This is a genomic window from Chryseobacterium rhizoplanae, from assembly GCF_900182655.1.
Lineage (GTDB): Bacteria > Bacteroidota > Bacteroidia > Flavobacteriales > Weeksellaceae > Chryseobacterium > Chryseobacterium rhizoplanae.
The window spans coordinates 22,213-39,201 of sequence record NZ_FXTC01000010.1; the positions used below are offsets into that span (position 1 = coordinate 22,213).

20 protein-coding genes are annotated in these 16,989 nt (G+C 35.2%); 6 read left to right on the top strand and 14 right to left on the bottom strand.

Features of this window, described 5'->3' with window-relative positions:
- The first annotated feature begins 81 nt into the window (after nucleotides 1-81).
- Complete coding sequence (locus FN817_RS18655; RefSeq protein WP_039371059.1) at nucleotides 82-552, top strand: Lrp/AsnC family transcriptional regulator; 471 nt, start codon at nucleotides 82-84, stop codon at nucleotides 550-552.
- Nucleotides 553-621: 69 nt separating this feature from the next.
- Nucleotides 622-999, top strand: a complete 378-nt coding sequence (locus tag FN817_RS18660; RefSeq protein ID WP_142719247.1) for a hypothetical protein — start codon at nucleotides 622-624, stop codon at nucleotides 997-999.
- Between the two features lie 84 nt (nucleotides 1,000-1,083).
- On the opposite strand, the gene gwsS is transcribed toward FN817_RS18660, so the two are convergent.
- The 5 genes from gwsS to FN817_RS18685 form a co-directional block, all read right to left on the bottom strand.
- Entirely contained in the window at nucleotides 1,084-2,154 is a 1,071-nt protein-coding gene (gene gwsS / locus FN817_RS18665; protein ID WP_142719248.1) for a grasp-with-spasm system SPASM domain peptide maturase, read from the bottom strand.
- Nucleotides 2,155-2,184: 30 nt separating this feature from the next.
- Complete coding sequence (locus FN817_RS18670) at nucleotides 2,185-3,105, bottom strand: hypothetical protein (protein ID WP_142719249.1); 921 nt, start codon at nucleotides 3,103-3,105, stop codon at nucleotides 2,185-2,187.
- A 175-nt stretch (nucleotides 3,106-3,280) separates the two neighbouring features.
- On the bottom strand, nucleotides 3,281-4,183 hold the full coding sequence (gene gwsG, locus FN817_RS18675; RefSeq protein ID WP_142719250.1) for a grasp-with-spasm system ATP-grasp peptide maturase: 903 nt from the start codon (nucleotides 4,181-4,183) through the stop codon (nucleotides 3,281-3,283).
- Nucleotides 4,180-4,971: a hypothetical protein gene (locus FN817_RS18680; protein ID WP_142719251.1), complete on the bottom strand. Its 792-nt coding sequence runs from the start codon at nucleotides 4,969-4,971 to the stop codon at nucleotides 4,180-4,182. Before FN817_RS18680 ends, gwsG begins: the two co-directional genes overlap by 4 nt.
- Before the next feature lie 146 nt (nucleotides 4,972-5,117).
- Nucleotides 5,118-5,327 carry a TIGR04139 family peptide modification target gene (locus FN817_RS18685; protein WP_142719252.1) on the bottom strand — a complete coding sequence of 70 codons (210 nt, stop codon included), beginning with the start codon at nucleotides 5,325-5,327 and terminating at the stop codon, nucleotides 5,118-5,120.
- An 869-nt stretch (nucleotides 5,328-6,196) separates the two neighbouring features.
- Between FN817_RS18685 and FN817_RS18690 the strand changes: the two genes are divergently transcribed.
- From FN817_RS18690 to FN817_RS18700, 3 genes are all read left to right on the top strand, one after another.
- Complete coding sequence (locus FN817_RS18690) at nucleotides 6,197-6,730, top strand: DUF4303 domain-containing protein (RefSeq protein ID WP_142719253.1); 534 nt, start codon at nucleotides 6,197-6,199, stop codon at nucleotides 6,728-6,730.
- 146 nt (nucleotides 6,731-6,876) lie between these two features.
- Nucleotides 6,877-7,356, top strand: coding sequence for a hypothetical protein (locus FN817_RS18695; RefSeq protein ID WP_142719254.1), 480 nt, complete (start codon nucleotides 6,877-6,879; stop codon nucleotides 7,354-7,356).
- A complete protein-coding gene (locus tag FN817_RS18700) occupies nucleotides 7,334-7,855 on the top strand; it encodes a hypothetical protein (protein WP_228451603.1) in 522 nt (173 codons plus the stop codon). Before FN817_RS18695 ends, FN817_RS18700 begins: the two co-directional genes overlap by 23 nt.
- Nucleotides 7,856-8,024: 169 nt before the next feature.
- Here FN817_RS18700 and FN817_RS18705 read toward each other — a convergent pair whose 3' ends face one another.
- The 3 genes from FN817_RS18705 to FN817_RS18715 form a co-directional block, all read right to left on the bottom strand.
- Nucleotides 8,025-8,969, bottom strand: coding sequence for a transketolase family protein (locus FN817_RS18705; protein WP_142719255.1), 945 nt, complete (start codon nucleotides 8,967-8,969; stop codon nucleotides 8,025-8,027).
- A gap of 30 nt (nucleotides 8,970-8,999) precedes the next feature.
- The gene (locus FN817_RS18710) at nucleotides 9,000-9,884 is read right to left on the bottom strand and encodes a transketolase (RefSeq protein WP_228451612.1); all 885 of its coding nucleotides are present in this window, start codon (nucleotides 9,882-9,884) and stop codon (nucleotides 9,000-9,002) included.
- A gap of 77 nt (nucleotides 9,885-9,961) precedes the next feature.
- Nucleotides 9,962-10,480: a hypothetical protein gene (locus FN817_RS18715; protein ID WP_142719257.1), complete on the bottom strand. Its 519-nt coding sequence runs from the start codon at nucleotides 10,478-10,480 to the stop codon at nucleotides 9,962-9,964.
- Between the two features lie 327 nt (nucleotides 10,481-10,807).
- Here FN817_RS18715 and FN817_RS18720 point away from each other — a divergent pair, with 327 nt between their 5' ends.
- Nucleotides 10,808-13,045, top strand: coding sequence for a reprolysin-like metallopeptidase (locus tag FN817_RS18720; protein WP_142719258.1), 2,238 nt, complete (start codon nucleotides 10,808-10,810; stop codon nucleotides 13,043-13,045).
- A gap of 70 nt (nucleotides 13,046-13,115) precedes the next feature.
- Here the strand turns inward: FN817_RS18720 and FN817_RS18725 are convergent, their stop codons facing one another.
- The 6 genes from FN817_RS18725 to FN817_RS18750 all read right to left on the bottom strand — a co-directional run bounded on the left by FN817_RS18725 (nucleotide 13,116) and on the right by FN817_RS18750 (nucleotide 16,976).
- Complete coding sequence (locus FN817_RS18725) at nucleotides 13,116-14,675, bottom strand: sodium:solute symporter (protein WP_142719259.1); 1,560 nt, start codon at nucleotides 14,673-14,675, stop codon at nucleotides 13,116-13,118.
- A 286-nt stretch (nucleotides 14,676-14,961) separates the two neighbouring features.
- Entirely contained in the window at nucleotides 14,962-15,249 is a 288-nt protein-coding gene (locus FN817_RS18730) for a GNAT family N-acetyltransferase (RefSeq protein ID WP_185149922.1), read from the bottom strand.
- Nucleotide 15,250: 1 nt separating this feature from the next.
- Complete coding sequence (locus FN817_RS18735; RefSeq protein WP_142719260.1) at nucleotides 15,251-15,646, bottom strand: OsmC family protein; 396 nt, start codon at nucleotides 15,644-15,646, stop codon at nucleotides 15,251-15,253.
- Nucleotides 15,646-15,864 (bottom strand): (4Fe-4S)-binding protein, encoded by a 219-nt coding sequence (locus FN817_RS18740; RefSeq protein ID WP_047424288.1) that lies wholly within the window; start codon nucleotides 15,862-15,864, stop codon nucleotides 15,646-15,648. The genes FN817_RS18735 and FN817_RS18740 overlap by 1 nt, the downstream gene beginning before the upstream one ends.
- Before the next feature lies 1 nt (nucleotide 15,865).
- Nucleotides 15,866-16,444 carry a TMEM175 family protein gene (locus tag FN817_RS18745; RefSeq protein ID WP_142719261.1) on the bottom strand — a complete coding sequence of 193 codons (579 nt, stop codon included), beginning with the start codon at nucleotides 16,442-16,444 and terminating at the stop codon, nucleotides 15,866-15,868.
- Entirely contained in the window at nucleotides 16,437-16,976 is a 540-nt protein-coding gene (locus FN817_RS18750; protein ID WP_142719262.1) for an NADPH-dependent FMN reductase, read from the bottom strand. The genes FN817_RS18745 and FN817_RS18750 overlap by 8 nt, the downstream gene beginning before the upstream one ends.
- Between the last annotated feature and the right edge of the window lie 13 nt (nucleotides 16,977-16,989).

The window sequence follows — 16,989 nt, forward strand, 5'->3', positions numbered from 1 at the left end:
TATATATTTTTTAGTTAAATTATTTTTCGTAAATTTGCAAAAAATACATAGATTTTTTAAAGAAATTGTAATTTAACTAATATGAACTATCAACTGGACGAAATAGACAAGAAGATTCTTGATTTCTTAGTAGAAAACACAAGAATGCCTTTTACTGAAATTGCAAAGCAGATGGATGTTTCTGCTGGAACAATTCACGTAAGAGTGAAAAAGATGGAAGATGCAGGTATTATTTTGGGATCATCTCTTAATATCGATTATGGTAAGCTGGACTATCACTTTACAGCTTTCATAGGGATCCTTTTGACAAAATCAAATCGTACTCAGGAAGTATTGAAAGAATTGTCAACTTTACCTAACGTCATTGAAGCTAGCGTTATTTCCGGAAAATATAATATTTTCTGTAAAGTAAGAGCTAAGAATACCGATGATGCTAAAAGAATTATTTATCAGATAGATGACATTCAGGACGTAATGAGAACGGAAAGTATGATCTCTATGGAAGAATTCTTAAGTGACAAAAATAGACTGATCAACGCTATCTCTATATAAGTCAAATTTTAAACGAATAATTATAAAAGAACTTATGAAATCTCTCATAAGTTCTTTATTTTTGCAGGTATGGAAGAATACAGCTATTTTGATGAAGATCCGAAGAAAGGATGGGGATTTGTACTGGCATTTGCAGCTCTTATGTTGTTTACCATCATGGGGCTTGGAATAGATGTGGATGAATATCTGCAGCATGAATACCTGGAGATTCCAAGGTGGTATTTCTATGTTATTTTTTCAATTGATGTACTGATGATGATTGGGCTGGTGCTGATGTTCTTCTACAGAAAAATAGGAATTTTCATGTTCCCGGCTTTACTGGTGATGCACTTCTTTATGCACAATTATTACCTGTCTACATTTCTGTACACAGATGTTACCAACCTTTTCCTGTTTACAGGATTCGGAATGCTGGCCATTATCCCGAAATGGAAGTTTTTCAGATAAGAATATAATCACTTTATAATAAGACGAACGGCTTTTAAATTCAATTTAAAAGCCGTTCTTGAATATAAGAGGGAATGGGAAACATTATATGAGTTCTGATGAATGAAAAATTTTTTGCTTCAAAGGATTTTTTGTCCAGTCTTCCCAGACTCCTGAATAGGGATTATAACCACATTTTAGAGGTTTTGATACATTCAGGCTTTCTTTGCTTTTTTCTGCATTTTCGGTGTAAGCCCTACAGTCTGTGCAGACATAACGGAACTCACAGTCTCTGCAGACTTCTATATTGTCTTTGGTCAGATCCCAATATTTTTTGAAATCAGGTTGGGCTATTGCTTCTTCAAGGCTGTCATTATGGATGTTTCCAAAGTTTTCAACCATCAATGGGCAGTTTTTAATGGTGCCGTTTCGGTCAATACCCATCTTTTTATACAGGCATGAATTATGGTTCATTGCTTCCAGTACTTTTGGAAGGTTGGTGTTGAAATATTTCAGTTCTACTTTTCCACAGGCAGATATTTTCAGGTCATCTTTCAGAAAATTCAGCGAGAATCTGTATTCATCTTTAGCTTTGAAAGGAGGGTTCGAACAATTGTAGAAAATGAGACTGTATATTCTGACTGTATTTTTGTGAAGAGCCTGTATAAAAGATAGATTGGTTTCCTGATGAAATGGTGAAAAGACTTCTATTCCTGACAGCACTGAGGTTTTAAAAGTATCATCAATTTCTATGAATTCATTGATTGTTAACGGTTTTAAACTATAAATAACCAAATGTTTAATGCCAAGGTTTTCCACAGAAGGTTTTATTTTTTTCAGCAGCTCTATATCTTCCATTTCGATAAAGAGATTTGTTATAGCACTGGGCTCATGATATTCATAAGAAAGTGGGGGGAAGTTCCTGTCCCAGTCGTTTTCAGTAACAAATCCATATTCTTTTTCCAGCAGCAGATTAATGTATTCCTGAACAATTGGCCTGGATTCATCATCATAATCTTTCAGGATGTCTTCAAGAGAATGTTTTTTCATTTCTTCTATCATCTCGTACAATTCCAGGGGATATAGTTCAGATACATTTCTCTGTAGATCCGAAATAAGAATTCTGGTGGCTCCTTTGGTGATCAGGATTGTTGAAAAAAGATTAAAGTATTTCATAAGCTATGTAAAGTTGGAAAATGATCCGTATCAATTTTTCTTTTTCATTTTTTTGAAGAAATCCTTTGTGATCAACTGAGCATGCTGTAAACTTGGCAGCCCTATGCTTTTGCGATTACGATTGACGGTTGCGGAATCTTTTATATTTTCATATCCTTGATAAACGCCATAAGTATAAGGTACTTTATGGTGTAAATTATTTCTATCTACCATAGCAGCATAGTCTCGTGGGGGACATTCACCAGATTTTACATACTCTAATAGTTTTATTTTCAAATATTGGTAATGATCTTCATAGTCAGCCATGTGAAGTAATATCGGTCCGGAAGGCATAAAAAAATCATCATTCCATAAACCTATTTTTTGCACGTCTGGAAATCCATAGTTCTCAAACATCCACTTCAGAAGCTCAGCATTCTTTTTGTCATTTTTACTGAGATCTGTATAATTTGGATCAATACGGCTGTCTTGGTCACGTTTAAACGCAACAGTAAAAGAATCTATAAGTTTTTGATTAAGTCCTTTTTTCCATTCTTCAACTTTCAATTCCATTTCCTGCCTGCCAATACCATATTTTTGATAAAGTTGTATAAAGCTGGAGTCTTGCTTTTTATATTTCCAATTAGGTGCAACTAAGGGAATAAGCTTGTAAAGACTTTTCTTACCTCCGAAATTTTTGTGATGTTGATCTGCAAGCTTTATGTAATTTTCATATTCCTCCCTCCGTTCCTGGTTTTTGGGTTTGTATTTTCGGAATAATTTTCGGTACTGCTTTATAGCTTCGTCGGGTTGATGTGTGACACGGTAAATACTGTCAATTTCGTTTACCTTGTTATAGTATAAAATATAATTTCGATTTTTGCAGGCGGACAGAAATAAGCAAAGTATCAAACAAATTATGTACGTTAAAGTAATGTCTTTGTTTTGTGTTTTTATATTAAAATACTTCATAATAATCTGACAAGAGGTTTCATAGGTTTAATGCTCATTAAAAAATCAGTTTGATATTCTATAGAGGTAACATAATTAATCTTATGACTGTTTTGTATTTTATCAGAGGCATCTCTAAAATTTTCTATATACTTTAAAGTAAGAGGCAGCTTGTTTTTTTCTTTGAATTTCTTTTTCATAAGTATTCTGCTATTTCTTTTTCAAGTAAGTAATTACAAATGGCAGATAATCCTAAAAACTGACCAACAGGGTTGATTTCTAAGAAGTAAAAATCATTTTTGTTTTTTATAAAATCGAGTGAGCCACAGGTTAAATCTAGTTGTTGCATAAGGGTATGTATTTTTTCTTCAACTTCTTTTGGGAGATTATATCTTATATTCCGGATAGGTATTTCATGATTATATTTTCTATGATCAATTTGAGTTTTCTTATCAGTTTGAGAAAAAATAGCGGTAGCCCATATTTTACCATCAAGATAAAAGGCTCGTACTTCAAAATCTTTTTCAATCTTTTCCTGAAAAAAAGTAATAAAGAAGTTTTCAGTTTCCTTTTCTGTAATAAGTGAAGTATACAAAATGCCTTCAGAAAGATTATCAACTGATTTTAGTATTATATTTTCAGCAATAGATTTAGTAATAGTTTTATTCACAATTATCTTGTCTGTATTTTCCGCCAGATAGTATTCTGGAACTTTAAGTCCTGCTTTTTTTGCCTGTTCAAGTACTAGAAGTTTATTCAAATGGCTATTACTTTGTTTATTAATGTGCTTTTTAGTTTCAAGTATTTTTATGACATAATCTTCAAGCCAATATTGAGTTTCGTCCATATAAGCATTAATTGAAGGATTGTCATATTCTTTCCTTATAAATTGTAAACCTCCTCTGCGATACCAAACACTAGTAATATCTTCAATAAAAAAACTATTTCTTTGGCTTTGTAAGAAGATCTTGTTTTGATATATTTTTATTTCAAAAATTTCATCTTCATGTACACGAATAAAGGCTTTGCCTAGTGCTTTGAGCCATTTGATAACTTCATTGGTTGTTGTTTCCTGATTAGTAGAAAGGATAAGGATCATTTTTTCTTAAATTTATCTTTTCTGATTTTAGATGAATGTTTTATACTGGGAAGTCCAATACTTTTTCGGTTGCGATTAATCCGGATAGAATCCTGATCACTATTCCGTAAGCTGTATCGCACAGCAGTATTTCTATAATAATCATATGTGTCAGACATTAAGGCATATTCTTGAGGAGAACAATTACCAGATTTCACATATTCTAATAATTTTTTTCTGAATTCGGGATATTTTTTTGAAGCAATCATATGACTTAGCAATGTAGGCATGGCAATGAAAACATCATTGTTTCCTAATCTACCTATTTTTTGTCCATCAGGAAACCCATATTTTTTGAATGTCCAGAAAAAGAGATCTGCATTTTTTTCAATATTCTTAGTTACAAGGGCTATGTTATCTGGTCTTCCTTCCTGGTCACGAGTCATTGCAATACTGAAGGAATCTATTAATGTTTTGTTCAGGCTGTTTTTCCAGTCAGCTACTTTTTGATCTACCTCCAGACTATCTATTCCATATTTTTTGCAAAGCGGATAAAGGTTTTTATAATCATGACCATAAGGAGCTACCAATGTAATAAGCTTGAATAAACTCTTTCTTCCCCCAAAATTTTTATTATGCTGATCTGCAAGTGTAATATAAGTTTTATATTCTTCAGTAAGCTCTTGGTTTTTAGGATCATATTTCTGAAACAATCTTTTGAATTTTTTTATGGCTTTTTCAGGCTTGTTGGCCATTCTATAAATACTGTCTATCTCATTTACTTTGCTGTAATAAATAATATAATTCACTTCCCGATTTTTACATGATAAGAAAGATATCAATATAAATAATAAGACATAATAAGTATATTTTTTCATATGCTCATTAAGGAGTTATTAGGACATTAATTTTGAATAATGAAAAAGGAGGGCAATGCCCTCCATATTCTATAGCATTAGTTTACTGATTGTGTTGGACTACATACGGTAATTCTACCTATATATTTCCCTCCCGGCTCAGTATAGGTATCATATTCTATACAGCCTTCTCCAACAGAAACGTTAGATTGAACATTATAGCTGCCTCCTTGAATTGTTTTAAGATCTTTCAACTTTTTGTTTTCCAAAGAAGAGAAGCCTCCCTTCATTCCATTTAATTTTTTCATTGTGATAATTTTTAAGATTAAGAATCATTTGTGTCATATAAACCCTGACATTGGGATTGAATACTTCACCTATTTTTTTGTACTGTACACATACAATGGAAATACGTAAAATGTATTCCGTCAACGTTGATGTTTTCAAATCTATAAATATTCATTTCACTTCAGTGGGATAAAATATGTAAGTGATTTGCTTATTTTATGTACAAACATGCATATTCAGATTGTACCTGTATCAGAAGGTTGGGTGAAATATTTCAAATATTGAAAAGTATAAAGTGAAGTCTGGAAATGTTATGAAAGCTTAGGAATATAATAGCCTATTGTAGAGTAAGATATTCTATTGTACAATACGGTGGAATAAATGGATTTAACATTAGAAATCACATGATCATTCATTCATTTTGAAAGAAATTTGTATGTTTCTAAGGATGTTTTTTGTGGAAAAAGTACTGGTTTTGAATGAAAATAATCTGAAAAACGTGTTGCTTTTATATCCTTTCACCATCTAAGTAATTGTGTTCAATCATAAAAATGACTTTTTTTAGTTTAGTCCGGTAAGTTTTTGTGATTTAAAGTATAGCGGTGAAATGTAGTTACAGTTTACAAATTAAATACCCTGCAAAAAGTCTGAAATCATATTTTAATTTATACCGGACTTCTTTTTTAATCGGTATTTGGTCATTCTATATTTTCCCACTCTTGCATCAAAAGAAACAGAGGTATCTGCAGAAATAATCTAAATACTCACTGTGAAACTATAAATTAGAATAGCTATAATCATGAATTTGGCTATACTTATAAAGAATATAAGGTGCTGATTTGACAGGATAAAGGTAATTTTACCGCCCATTTTAAAAAAGAAAAGAAGGATGGATTTTGAAATTTTGAAACAGCAGATAGAAGATGCTGCTAAGAAAGCTTTTTTAGAAGTGTATGAAAAGCATGGAGCAGAAGGGGTTTACAGCTTTGCATTGTACAGTGATGAAGGTGCAATGACAGTATGTCCTGCAGCCAATACCATAAAAGTACTGGAAACGGCAGATGAGGAGGATGCTCTTTATTATAAATATGAACCGGCAGAGTGGACCTATGAAATGGAAGGAGCTGATGAAGAGTTCAATGAAATCTGTACTCAGCTGAGAGCAGAACTGGATCAACATGAAGATGATGATCAATGGTTTGAAGGTTTCCAGGCTAAATTGTATTCGGCTTGCATCGAAGTGTTGGAAAAACTTAAAAATGAGAACTTTTTCACAAAGATTACAGGCAAAGATATTTTCTTGATTTTCACGGTCTCAGATTATGAGTTTGAGATGGAAGAGCTGAAAAATCTTGTTGTAAGACTTAATAATAATGAATACAGAAGTGAATATCTGAACTGGATGGCTACCTGGGGCAATTAAAAGAATGACGAATTAAAAAAACACTTTAAATATATACATATGAAGCCCGATAAAATAATTGTCTCAGAAGCCTCTTATCAATCACAGTCTCTAAAAGCATAATAATCATATCAGTAGCCAAAAATTAAACAACAATTATATTAATTATGAACAACTACAAATTTTATAAACAAGAAGGAAATCAATATATTTTTAAAAACCAGCCGGTATTTGTATCTGTGCTTTGTATTATCTTCCTGATTGTAGCAGCATTGCTCTTTAACAGCGTAAGAACTCTTAGCTATGTTATCATTGCTGTGGTAGCACTTATTCTGGTTAATTTTTTCACCAAGAAATTCATCATTGATATGGATCGCATGACAATTACAGGAAAACACACCATTTTTGTTCCGGCAAGAACCTATCCGATAGATAACTTCAGAAATTTTCATGTACTGGCAACAAAATACATGGGTTTTATCACCACAAATGTAATGCTGTCGATGTATTTTGAAGTGAATGGCAAAGAAAAACAGCTTACAATAGGCCAGGCTCTTACCCAAAAAGGAATACAAAAGATGGTGAATGAAACAGAAGATATTATGAACATTAATAATCCTGAGAATGGATATCAGAGACCGCTATAAGTTTGAAGAAAACGGAAGTGAAATAAGCTTTATGCCCAACTACAACTTCCTGCGTACTTTGGTATGGTGGCTGGCATTGGGTGTCATTGCACTTCCTGTAATCCTATATTATTTTAAGGGTAAAACTTCCGGAGATCAGTTTAAAATGGCAATGGGACTATGGACAATTTATATGATCTATTTCCTGTTTGATCTGCTTTTCAGGGTTCCTGTGAAATATATTTTTGATAAATCAGAGAGGTGTATATACAGAAAACTTTTACTGTCTAAAAAGCTTATGAACTTTGATGAAATGACTTATTTTATCAATGATGAGAGAGGAGGATACTATTATTCAATTGGGAAAAAAAGAAATCAGTTTGTAAAAAACTACAGAATCAGCAATTATTTTTCAGGGTCAAAAGCTTCCGGTAGAAGAGAAGGAGAGTATATTGAGAAAATACTATGTCCTATTTTGAACGCCGTTGGAATTCCTTTAAACCAGCAATCAGAACAATAATAATGAAGGATAAAAACTAATACAATGAAGAATGGGTGTATAACCATTCCCCTCCTCCGGAGGGGTGGCAAAAATTCAAAGAATTTTTGACGGGGTGGTCTATAACGTAATTACAAAAACTCCGGCGGTTTCTTCGAAACCGCCGGAGTTTTTCTATTATAATAGCTTCTTAAGCTAAAATTCTCTTTACAGCTTCTTTCACTGCAGCAGCATCAATTTTATACTTTTTCATCAATTCTGCTGGTGTTGCAGACTCTCCGAAAGTATCACTTACCGCTACAAATTCCTGTTTTGTAGGTCTTTTTCTTGCAAGCATACCTGCAACAGATTCTCCTAAACCACCAAGGTAGTTGTGCTCCTCAGCTGTTACAATTTTACCTGTTTTTTCAACAGATTTCAGAATGATCTCTTCGTCAAGAGGCTTAATCGTGTGGATGTTGATTACCTCACAAGAAATACCTTCTTTCTCAAGCTCATCTGCAGCTACAAGAGATTCCCATACAAGGTGCCCAGTTGCAACAATCGTTACATCAGTACCTTCCTGAAGCATAATTCCTTTTCCGATTTCGAAAGGCATATCTTCCGGAATGAATACAGGAACTACCGGTCTCCCGAATCTTAAATATACAGGACCTTCAAAATCTGCAATCGCCAGAGTAGCAGCTTTGGTCTGGTTATAATCACAAGTATTGATCACTGTCATTCCAGGAAGCATTTTCATCATACCGATATCTTCAAGAACCTGATGAGTAGCTCCATCTTCTCCTAAAGTAAGACCTGCGTGAGAAGCACAGATTTTTACATTCTTGTTAGAATAAGCGATAGACTGACGGATCTGGTCATATACTCTTGAAGTAGAAAAGTTAGCAAAAGTTCCTGTGAAAGGAATTTTCCCTGTAATGCTAAGACCTGCAGCCATTCCCATCATGTTTGCTTCTGCAATCCCTATCTGGAAGAATCTTTCCGGAGCCTTCTCAATGAATTTCTCCATTTTCAAAGAACCGATAAGGTCTGCACAAAGTGCTACTACATTAGGATTTTTGTCCGCCAGTTCTGCTAATCCTGCTCCGAATCCTGAACGAGTGTCCTTTTTTTCTGTATATGTATATTTCATTTTTATTGTATTAATCGAGATGTTAAGATATTAGTAATCAGCCGGAGCTTCTAGGTACAATTGCTTGAATGCTGTTTCTAGCTGCTCATCATTAGGAGCTTTACCATGCCATGCATGAGATCCCATCATGTAATCAACCCCGTAACCCATTTCTGTATGAAGAAGGATGGCTACCGGCTTCCCTTTTCCGGTTTCTGTTTTTGCTTTCTCAAGGATTGCAATCACAGCTTCAAGATCATTACCGTTCTTTTCTTCCAAAACAATCCATCCGAATGCTTCAAGTTTAGCATGAAGATTTCCTAAGCTTAATACATCATCTGTATCCCCGTCAATCTGACGTCCGTTGTAATCAATAGTAGAGATGATATTATCTACTTTTTTAGCAGAAGCATACATCAATGCTTCCCAAACCTGACCTTCCTGAAGTTCACCATCTCCGTGAAGAGTGTAAACAAGAGATTGATCACCATCTAATTTCTTACCCTGAGCCACACCCAGCGCTACAGAAAGTCCCTGTCCAAGAGAACCTGAAGCAATTCTCACTCCCGGAAGTCCCTCATGAGTAGTCGGGTGCCCCTGTAACCTTGAATCTAATTTTCTGAAAGTACTCAGCTCTTCAACAGGGAAGAACCCGAATCTTGCCAAAGTAGAATAGAATACCGGAGAAATATGTCCGTTTGATAGATAAAAATGATCTTCATTTTTGCCTTCCATTGTGAAAGGAAGTTTATAGTTCATTACCTTTCCATAAAGGGCTGTGAAGTATTCTGTACAACCTAAACTTCCGCCCGGGTGTCCTGAATTTACAGCATGAACCATTCTTAAAATGTCTCTTCTGATCTGCGTAGTAAGAGATTTTAGCTCTTCAATACTTTTACTCATTATGTCTGATTTATTTGAACGCGAATTTACAATTTTTTACCGGCTTATGGAAATGCAAAAATCCGGATCTGAAACCCCGGATTTTAATTAATTTGAATTTTTTTCCGCTTTTAACAGCCTTCATTGAGGTAAACAGAGATTTCGGTTACTATATTATTAATGAATTTAAAGCTTAACATCGTTCCTGCCTGGCTGTCTTCAATATTAAAATAACCGGAATCTTTGATGGGTTTGCTATTGTCATCCCAATCCGGACGTACACTGAAGTTGGGATAATTTCTGTAAGCATTAATAAGGTCATCTCTGGTGCTTCCAACCCCGATTCCGCTTTTGGTTTTAAATTTTTTACTCTTTGTTGTCATGTAAGTAACAGAAGGAACACTCGGATTGGCTTCATTAATATAATTGTCGAAAAGATCAATCTGGATGATTTCTCCATTATACTTTACATTATTTTTTTTCTCCCCACCAGAGTTCGTAAGTTTTGTTCCAGCAATTTTTTCAGCCTCCACCTTGGGCATAAAGACTTTAAAAGGTCCGATTCTTAATGTTGACACCTCAAAATTTTCCTGAGCATTCATAAATGCGAATGTTAATGAAAACATGAAGATTGAGATAATTTTTTTCATAGTTTTTTAATTTCTGTTTCTTTTTATTTTGTTGGATTTTTGAATGGATTTATATCATTCGGATCAAAGATAATTAAAATATAAAAGTCTATAAAATTAGTTATTTTAATAAAGGAAATTTACTTATTGAGTAGAATGCTTTGTGGTAGCTTGATTATTGATTTTTTACTACTGAATATTATTTTTTTTTGAATTTTAGTATATAATATTTGAATAAATTTAATTAATTTTATAATTCAAGATTATTTGAATTATAAACCTTTAACTGGTTATTTTTTAGTTTATGGTCTTGTTATTTGAATTAATAAAAATTACATACCATTATATATGAAAATTAAACAATTATTTTATCTGGGGATATTTGTGATATCCATTTCTTCAGGGAAAGCCCAGGACTTTTTTACAGTAATCAGTGAAAGGTCCATTAAAGCAGATCCTAAAAACAGGACCGTACAGCCGGAAAAGTCATTAACTTACACATTAGATGTGGCTGGAATGAAAAGTTATTTTAATTCCGTTCCGGAGTTAAAAGACAGTGATCGTAAAGATAACGCTCCGATTATTGTTTTGCCAATGCCGGACGGTACGAAAGCAAAATTCAAAATCTGGAAATCTTCGGTGATGGCTCCTGGGTTAGCCAGCCAGTTTCCTCAGATCGTTACTTTTACAGGGCAGGGAGTAGATGATAAGTATGCTACTATCAAACTTGATTTTACTGAGTTGGGGTTTCATGCACAGATAAAATCTGTGGTAGCAGGCGATACTTACATTGATCCTTATGCAAAACAGGATATTAACAATTATATCATTTATAAAAAAAGTGACTTAATTGATAAAAATCCAAGATCCTGCGGAGTAAAAGATGAGGACGATTCTCCATTAGGAAAAAAAAACGCTCAAAAAACCGTAAGTCCAAGCGTAGGAACTCAAATTAGAGTTTTTAGGTTTGCTGTGGCTTGTACCAATCAGTATGCAAAGGCAGCAACGGGCTCAGCAACACCTACTGTTGCCCAGACTTTGTCAGCGATTGTAACTTCTGTAAACAGAGTAAATGGAGTATATGAGCAGGAAGTAGCCTCAAGATTGGTGTTAGTGGATAGTGAGACGAATGTCATCTTTACAAATTCTGCCACAGATCCTTTTACCGGAAATGATAATGCCGGGACATTAATTAATGAAAGCCAGACTCAGATTGATGCGTTGATTGGAAATGCCAATTATGACATAGGGCATACTTTCAGCACAGGTGGCGGCGGATTGGCCGGATTAGGAGTGATCTGTAATGCAACCAATAAAGGAAGAGGGATCACCGGTTCTCCTAACCCGGTTGGTGACCCCTACGATATTGATTATGTAGCCCACGAAGTAGGACATCAGTTTGGAGGTCCGCATACTTTTAATGCAACTACAGGAAGCTGTGGAGGGAGTAACCGCAGTGCTAACAATGCCGTAGAACCTGGAAGCGGAATTACCATTATGGCATACGCAGGAATTTGTGGAAGTACCAATAACTTAGCACCTAACAGTATTCCTACTTTCCATACCAAATCATTCCAGTCTATTACAGCGAAAGTTCAGTCAACCACATGTCAGGTGACAATTCCTTCTAACAATTTTCCACCTTCTGTAAATGCCGGAGGTGATTATACTATCCCTAAGAGTACACCATTTAGATTAGAAGGATCCGCTTCAGATATTGATAACAATCCACTTACTTACAGCTGGGAACAGAATGATGTAGGCCCGGCAGGTGACTGGAATGCCCCAACAGGGAATGCGGCTATATTCAGGTCATATGTGCCCGTAACCGTTCCTTACAGATACTTTCCGAAACTTACAGATGTGATCAATGGCACTGTGTCTAAAGGAGAAGTGAGACCAGCCTATGCCAGAACTATGGAGTTCAGACTGACGGTAAGAGATAATAATGCAGGTTGTGCAGGAGTTACCAATGATGATGCCATCATTACTGTTGATGGAAATTCAGGGCCGTTCAATGTAACTGCTCCTACCACAGCTGTAAACTGGGCAGGTAATTCTACTCAGACTATAACATGGGATGTAGCGAATACAACAGCCTTCCCGGTAAATTGTGCTACCGTAAACATTTTCCTTTCCACAGATGGAGGTCTTACGTATCCTACACTTATCTTAGGTTCTACGGCAAATGATGGTTCCGAGACCGTAACGATTCCTAATATAACGACTACGCAGGCCAGAATTATGGTGGCAGCAGAAACGAATGTATTTTACAATATCAACCCTATTAACTTTACGATCACACAGACATTAGGAGTGAACGAAACAGCTTCAAATAATGATGTATTCGTAGTATATCCTAATCCGAGTAAAGGGCTTCTGAATATTAAATTTACCAATTCAAATGAAGTGTATGATATGACCGTATATGATGTAAGTGGAAAATTAGTATTCACTCAGGCTAATAATAAACTGAGCCATGATAAAACAGGCACTTTTAATTTATCACAATTGGTTAAAGGTAATTATCTGATTAAAGTTAAATCCAAGACTATGGAGAAAACGATCAAGTGGATTAAAGAATAAAGAATCCATTCACCAACATAAAAAAGGCTGTCCTTCAATGGAGGACAGCCTTTTTATTTTTTTATAAAGATTAAACGACTCTTAAATAGTTTTTGTTTTTTACCAGCCATAGGCCAATAAAGGTCAGCAATCCGTTAAGAACAATCAGTTCCACACCAATTTTGTAATCGGTATAAGTTGTAACGGCAAGGTTGATCAGATAGGTAAGCACAGGTGCTAAAATAGTCACTGTAAGGATGGAGTATTTTCTGGAAATCTGAAACTTCGTGAAAATTCCAAACGCAAAAAGGCCTAAAAGTGGTCCGTAAGTATATCCTGCAATTTCCATGATCAGATAAACAATAGACTTGTCATTCATTGCTTTGAAAACCATAATCAGGATGAAGAAAACTACTGTAAAAATCAAATGCACTTTCATACGAAGGTGTTTCTTTTCTTTTTCCGTTTTGGTTTTATCTTCATTAAGGTTTAATAAATCTACACAATACGAACTGGTTACAGCCGTTAAGGCACCATCTGCAGAAGGAAATAATGCTGAGATCAATCCGATAATGAAAATAACGGAAATCATCATTGGGAAATGCCCCTGAAGTGATAAAGCCGGGAAAAGGTCGTCTCCCATTATATTTTTGATATTTCCAGCATTATCTTTAAATCCGAAAATATTCGTGACTGTTTCTCCGTTTATAGTTCCATATTCTGCTCCATGTTGTAGGGCAAAAAGATATAATAATCCTCCCAGGAATAAGAAGGCAAGATTCACGATAAGAAGTGTTCCTGCAAAGGTCAGCATGTTTTTCTTTGAATTCTTAAGATTGTCTACAGAGATATTTTTCTGCATCATTTCCTGATCCAGTCCCGTCATCGCAATCGTAATAAAAATTCCGCCTAAAATTGTTTTTAGGAAAAAGGTTTTGGAATTAGGATCAAAGTTGATAAAATGGGTGTAGTTTTTCTGTTCCAGAATCGTATACGCCTCCCCAAATGATAAATTCAGGTTGGATAAAATATAAACAATACATGCTACAAGGCTGATAATCATAAAGGAAGTCTGTAATGTGTCTGTAATGACAATTGTCTTTACACCGCCTTCAAAGGTGTACAGAAGGACCATCAGCAAGAGAACAAGAGAAGTTACCCAAAACGGAACTCCCAAACCTTCAAGCAAGAATATCTGTAAAACGTTTACCACCAGATATAATCTTGCCGTAGCGCCAATTGCCCTTGAAATAATAAAAAAGATAGAACCTATTTTATGAGCCTCCACATTGAATCTTTTCCCCAGATACGTATAGATAGATGTGAGGTTCATCTTATAATAAAGCGGGAGCAGTATTGCTGCAACGATAAAATACCCAATGAAAAACCCGATCACCATCATGTAGTACTCAAAACCACCATAAATGTATTCGGAGCCAGTCATTTTTCCTACAGTTCCCGGAACAGAAATAAAAGTAACCCCGCTTAAGCTGGTTCCTATCATCCCGAATGCAACGAGCCACCATTTACTCTTTTTATTACCGATAAAAAATGACTGGTTATCAGAATTCCGGCTGGTGAAATAAGAGATCACCAAAAGGCCGATAAAATAGATGAAAACAAATAGCAAAAGGATAGTTCCTGAATTCATGCTTGATTTTTAAATTTTAGCAAATATATAAAAAAGATCAGTCGGGAATCATGAATTTACAAAGCAGTCAATTTTATAAATGTTTGAATAGTGTTTTGAATTCAAATTAAAAAGTAAAATACAAACCCAATATTCATAGATAGCCGAATCTTCTGCTGAGTGAAGCGCCTTTGCGAACATTTTAAACAGTACTTAGAATAAAAAAATTGCGTATTCTGCGTTAAAAAATAAAAAACCTTCCAGAAATACTCTGAAAGGTTTGTATTGTAAGGGTGGAAAACAGTGGCTAGTTCACTAAAACATCCTGAAGTTCCTCACTTTTCTGGAAACTTGCCTTAGCGAAAGGGCAGAGGGGAATGATCTTTTTCCCGTTTTTTCTGGCAAAATCCACTGCAGCCAGAAGCATTTCCTTGCCTACACCTTTTCCGCTGTAGGCTTCTTCCACCTCGGTGTGGTCTATAATAAATCTTTCTTCTCCCGCCCAGGTGTATGTCATCATTCCTGCGCGACTTCCATCTATGAAAGCTTCAAAACTTCCGTGTTTATCGTCGTTGTTTTGTTTTACTTCGATCATATTACGAGAATTTAGTTAATATTTCTATGTCGTTGGTTAATATTTTATGAACAGGGCATGCATCTGCAATAGTGTGAAGTCTTTTCAGCTGCTCATCATCCAGAATACCTTCAAAGCTGATATCTCTTTTGAAAACCGCTCTTTTTGTCAATGGAAAATTTTCAAGCTCTACTTCCACATTGATGTTTTCTATATCCCATTCTTTTCTTTCAATATACATTCTCAAGGTAGCAGCCGTACAGCTTGCCAGTGACGTTGCCAGAATTTCCAGAGGGTTAAAACCTTTGTTCTGTCCGCCTTTATCAATCGGTTCATCAGTGATGATCTTATTTTCACCGGCTGTTACCTCTGTATAATATTTTGTTTTTCCTAAACTTGCTTTTACCGTTACCGCCATTATTTTTCTGTATTGAATTTATAACTTAATGCACCTGAAGGGCATTGGTCTATCTGTGTTTTAAGTTCTTCCGGGCTTGCATTTTCTGCTTTTATCCAAGGTCTTTCTTTTGGATTGTAGACTTTAGGGAGCAATTTTACACATACAGCCGAGTGGATACACTTTTGAGGCTGCCAGATGACGGTGATGTTACCGTTGGGATATTCGTGTGTTTCCATATCAATTTTCTTTTAATGATTTTTCGATTCTTCTGTCCGGAATCAGCCATATAAGAGCCACTAGATAATAAAAACCTATGGCAATATAAGGATAAAAAAATGAAGTAGCGATGCCAAGAACATAAAAAATAATAGAGATATACTCCTTATATTTCGAATGGATGGCCTCTTTCAGCTTGGAATCTTCTCCCTCGCAACGGATAATGACATGCTCCATAATGGTATAGGCAATTGCCGCCATAATGAGCCCGATCCCATACACTGCAACAGGATTTTTAGCGAAACCGGTAGTTCCGATCCATTCCGTGGCAACAGGCATCAATGAAAGCCAGAACAAAAGGTGAAGATTGGCCCAAAGAATGCTGCCATTTACTTTTTTTACCGTCTGAAACAAATGATGATGGTTGTTCCAGTAGATTCCTACATAAATAAAACTGAAAATATAAGCCAGGAACTTGGGAAGAAGAGGTTTGAGGCTGGCCCAGCTATCTCCTTCAGGTACTTTCAGTTCAAGTACCATAATGGTGATAATAATAGCAAGGACACCATCACTGAATGCCTCTAATCTTCCTTTAGTCATTTGCTTTAACCTGATTTTTAAAGTTTTGTATTTTTCCTTTCAGCTCATTCAGCATATCCGGATTGATGACTCCGCTTTCCATATCAAAATTTTCATAAAATTTAGGCAATGAAAAAGTTTCCTTGATATCTGCTGCAAACTGAGGGAAAAATGTTTTTGCTGTATTCATTACATTTCCGCCGCCGTAACCTCCGGGAGAGGTACTCATCAGAAGCATGGGTTTATTCTGAAATACTTTTACATTAATTCTGGAAGACCAGTCAAAGACATTCTTAAAAGCTGAGCTGTAAGAACGGTTGTGCTCCGCAAGAGAGCAGATGATTACATCACATTCTTCAATGGCTTTTAAAAACCCATGGGCTTCATCCGGAAATCCTTTCTTTTCAAGATCCACAGAGAAAACAGGCATAGTAAAATCGTTGAGGTCAATCAGGTTGATTTCTTCATCCTGAAAATCTTTCAGAACAAACTTTACCAGTTCCCTGTTGATAGAAGTGGAAGACGTACTTCCTGCAAATGCTAATATTTTCATGGTTTGAACTGAA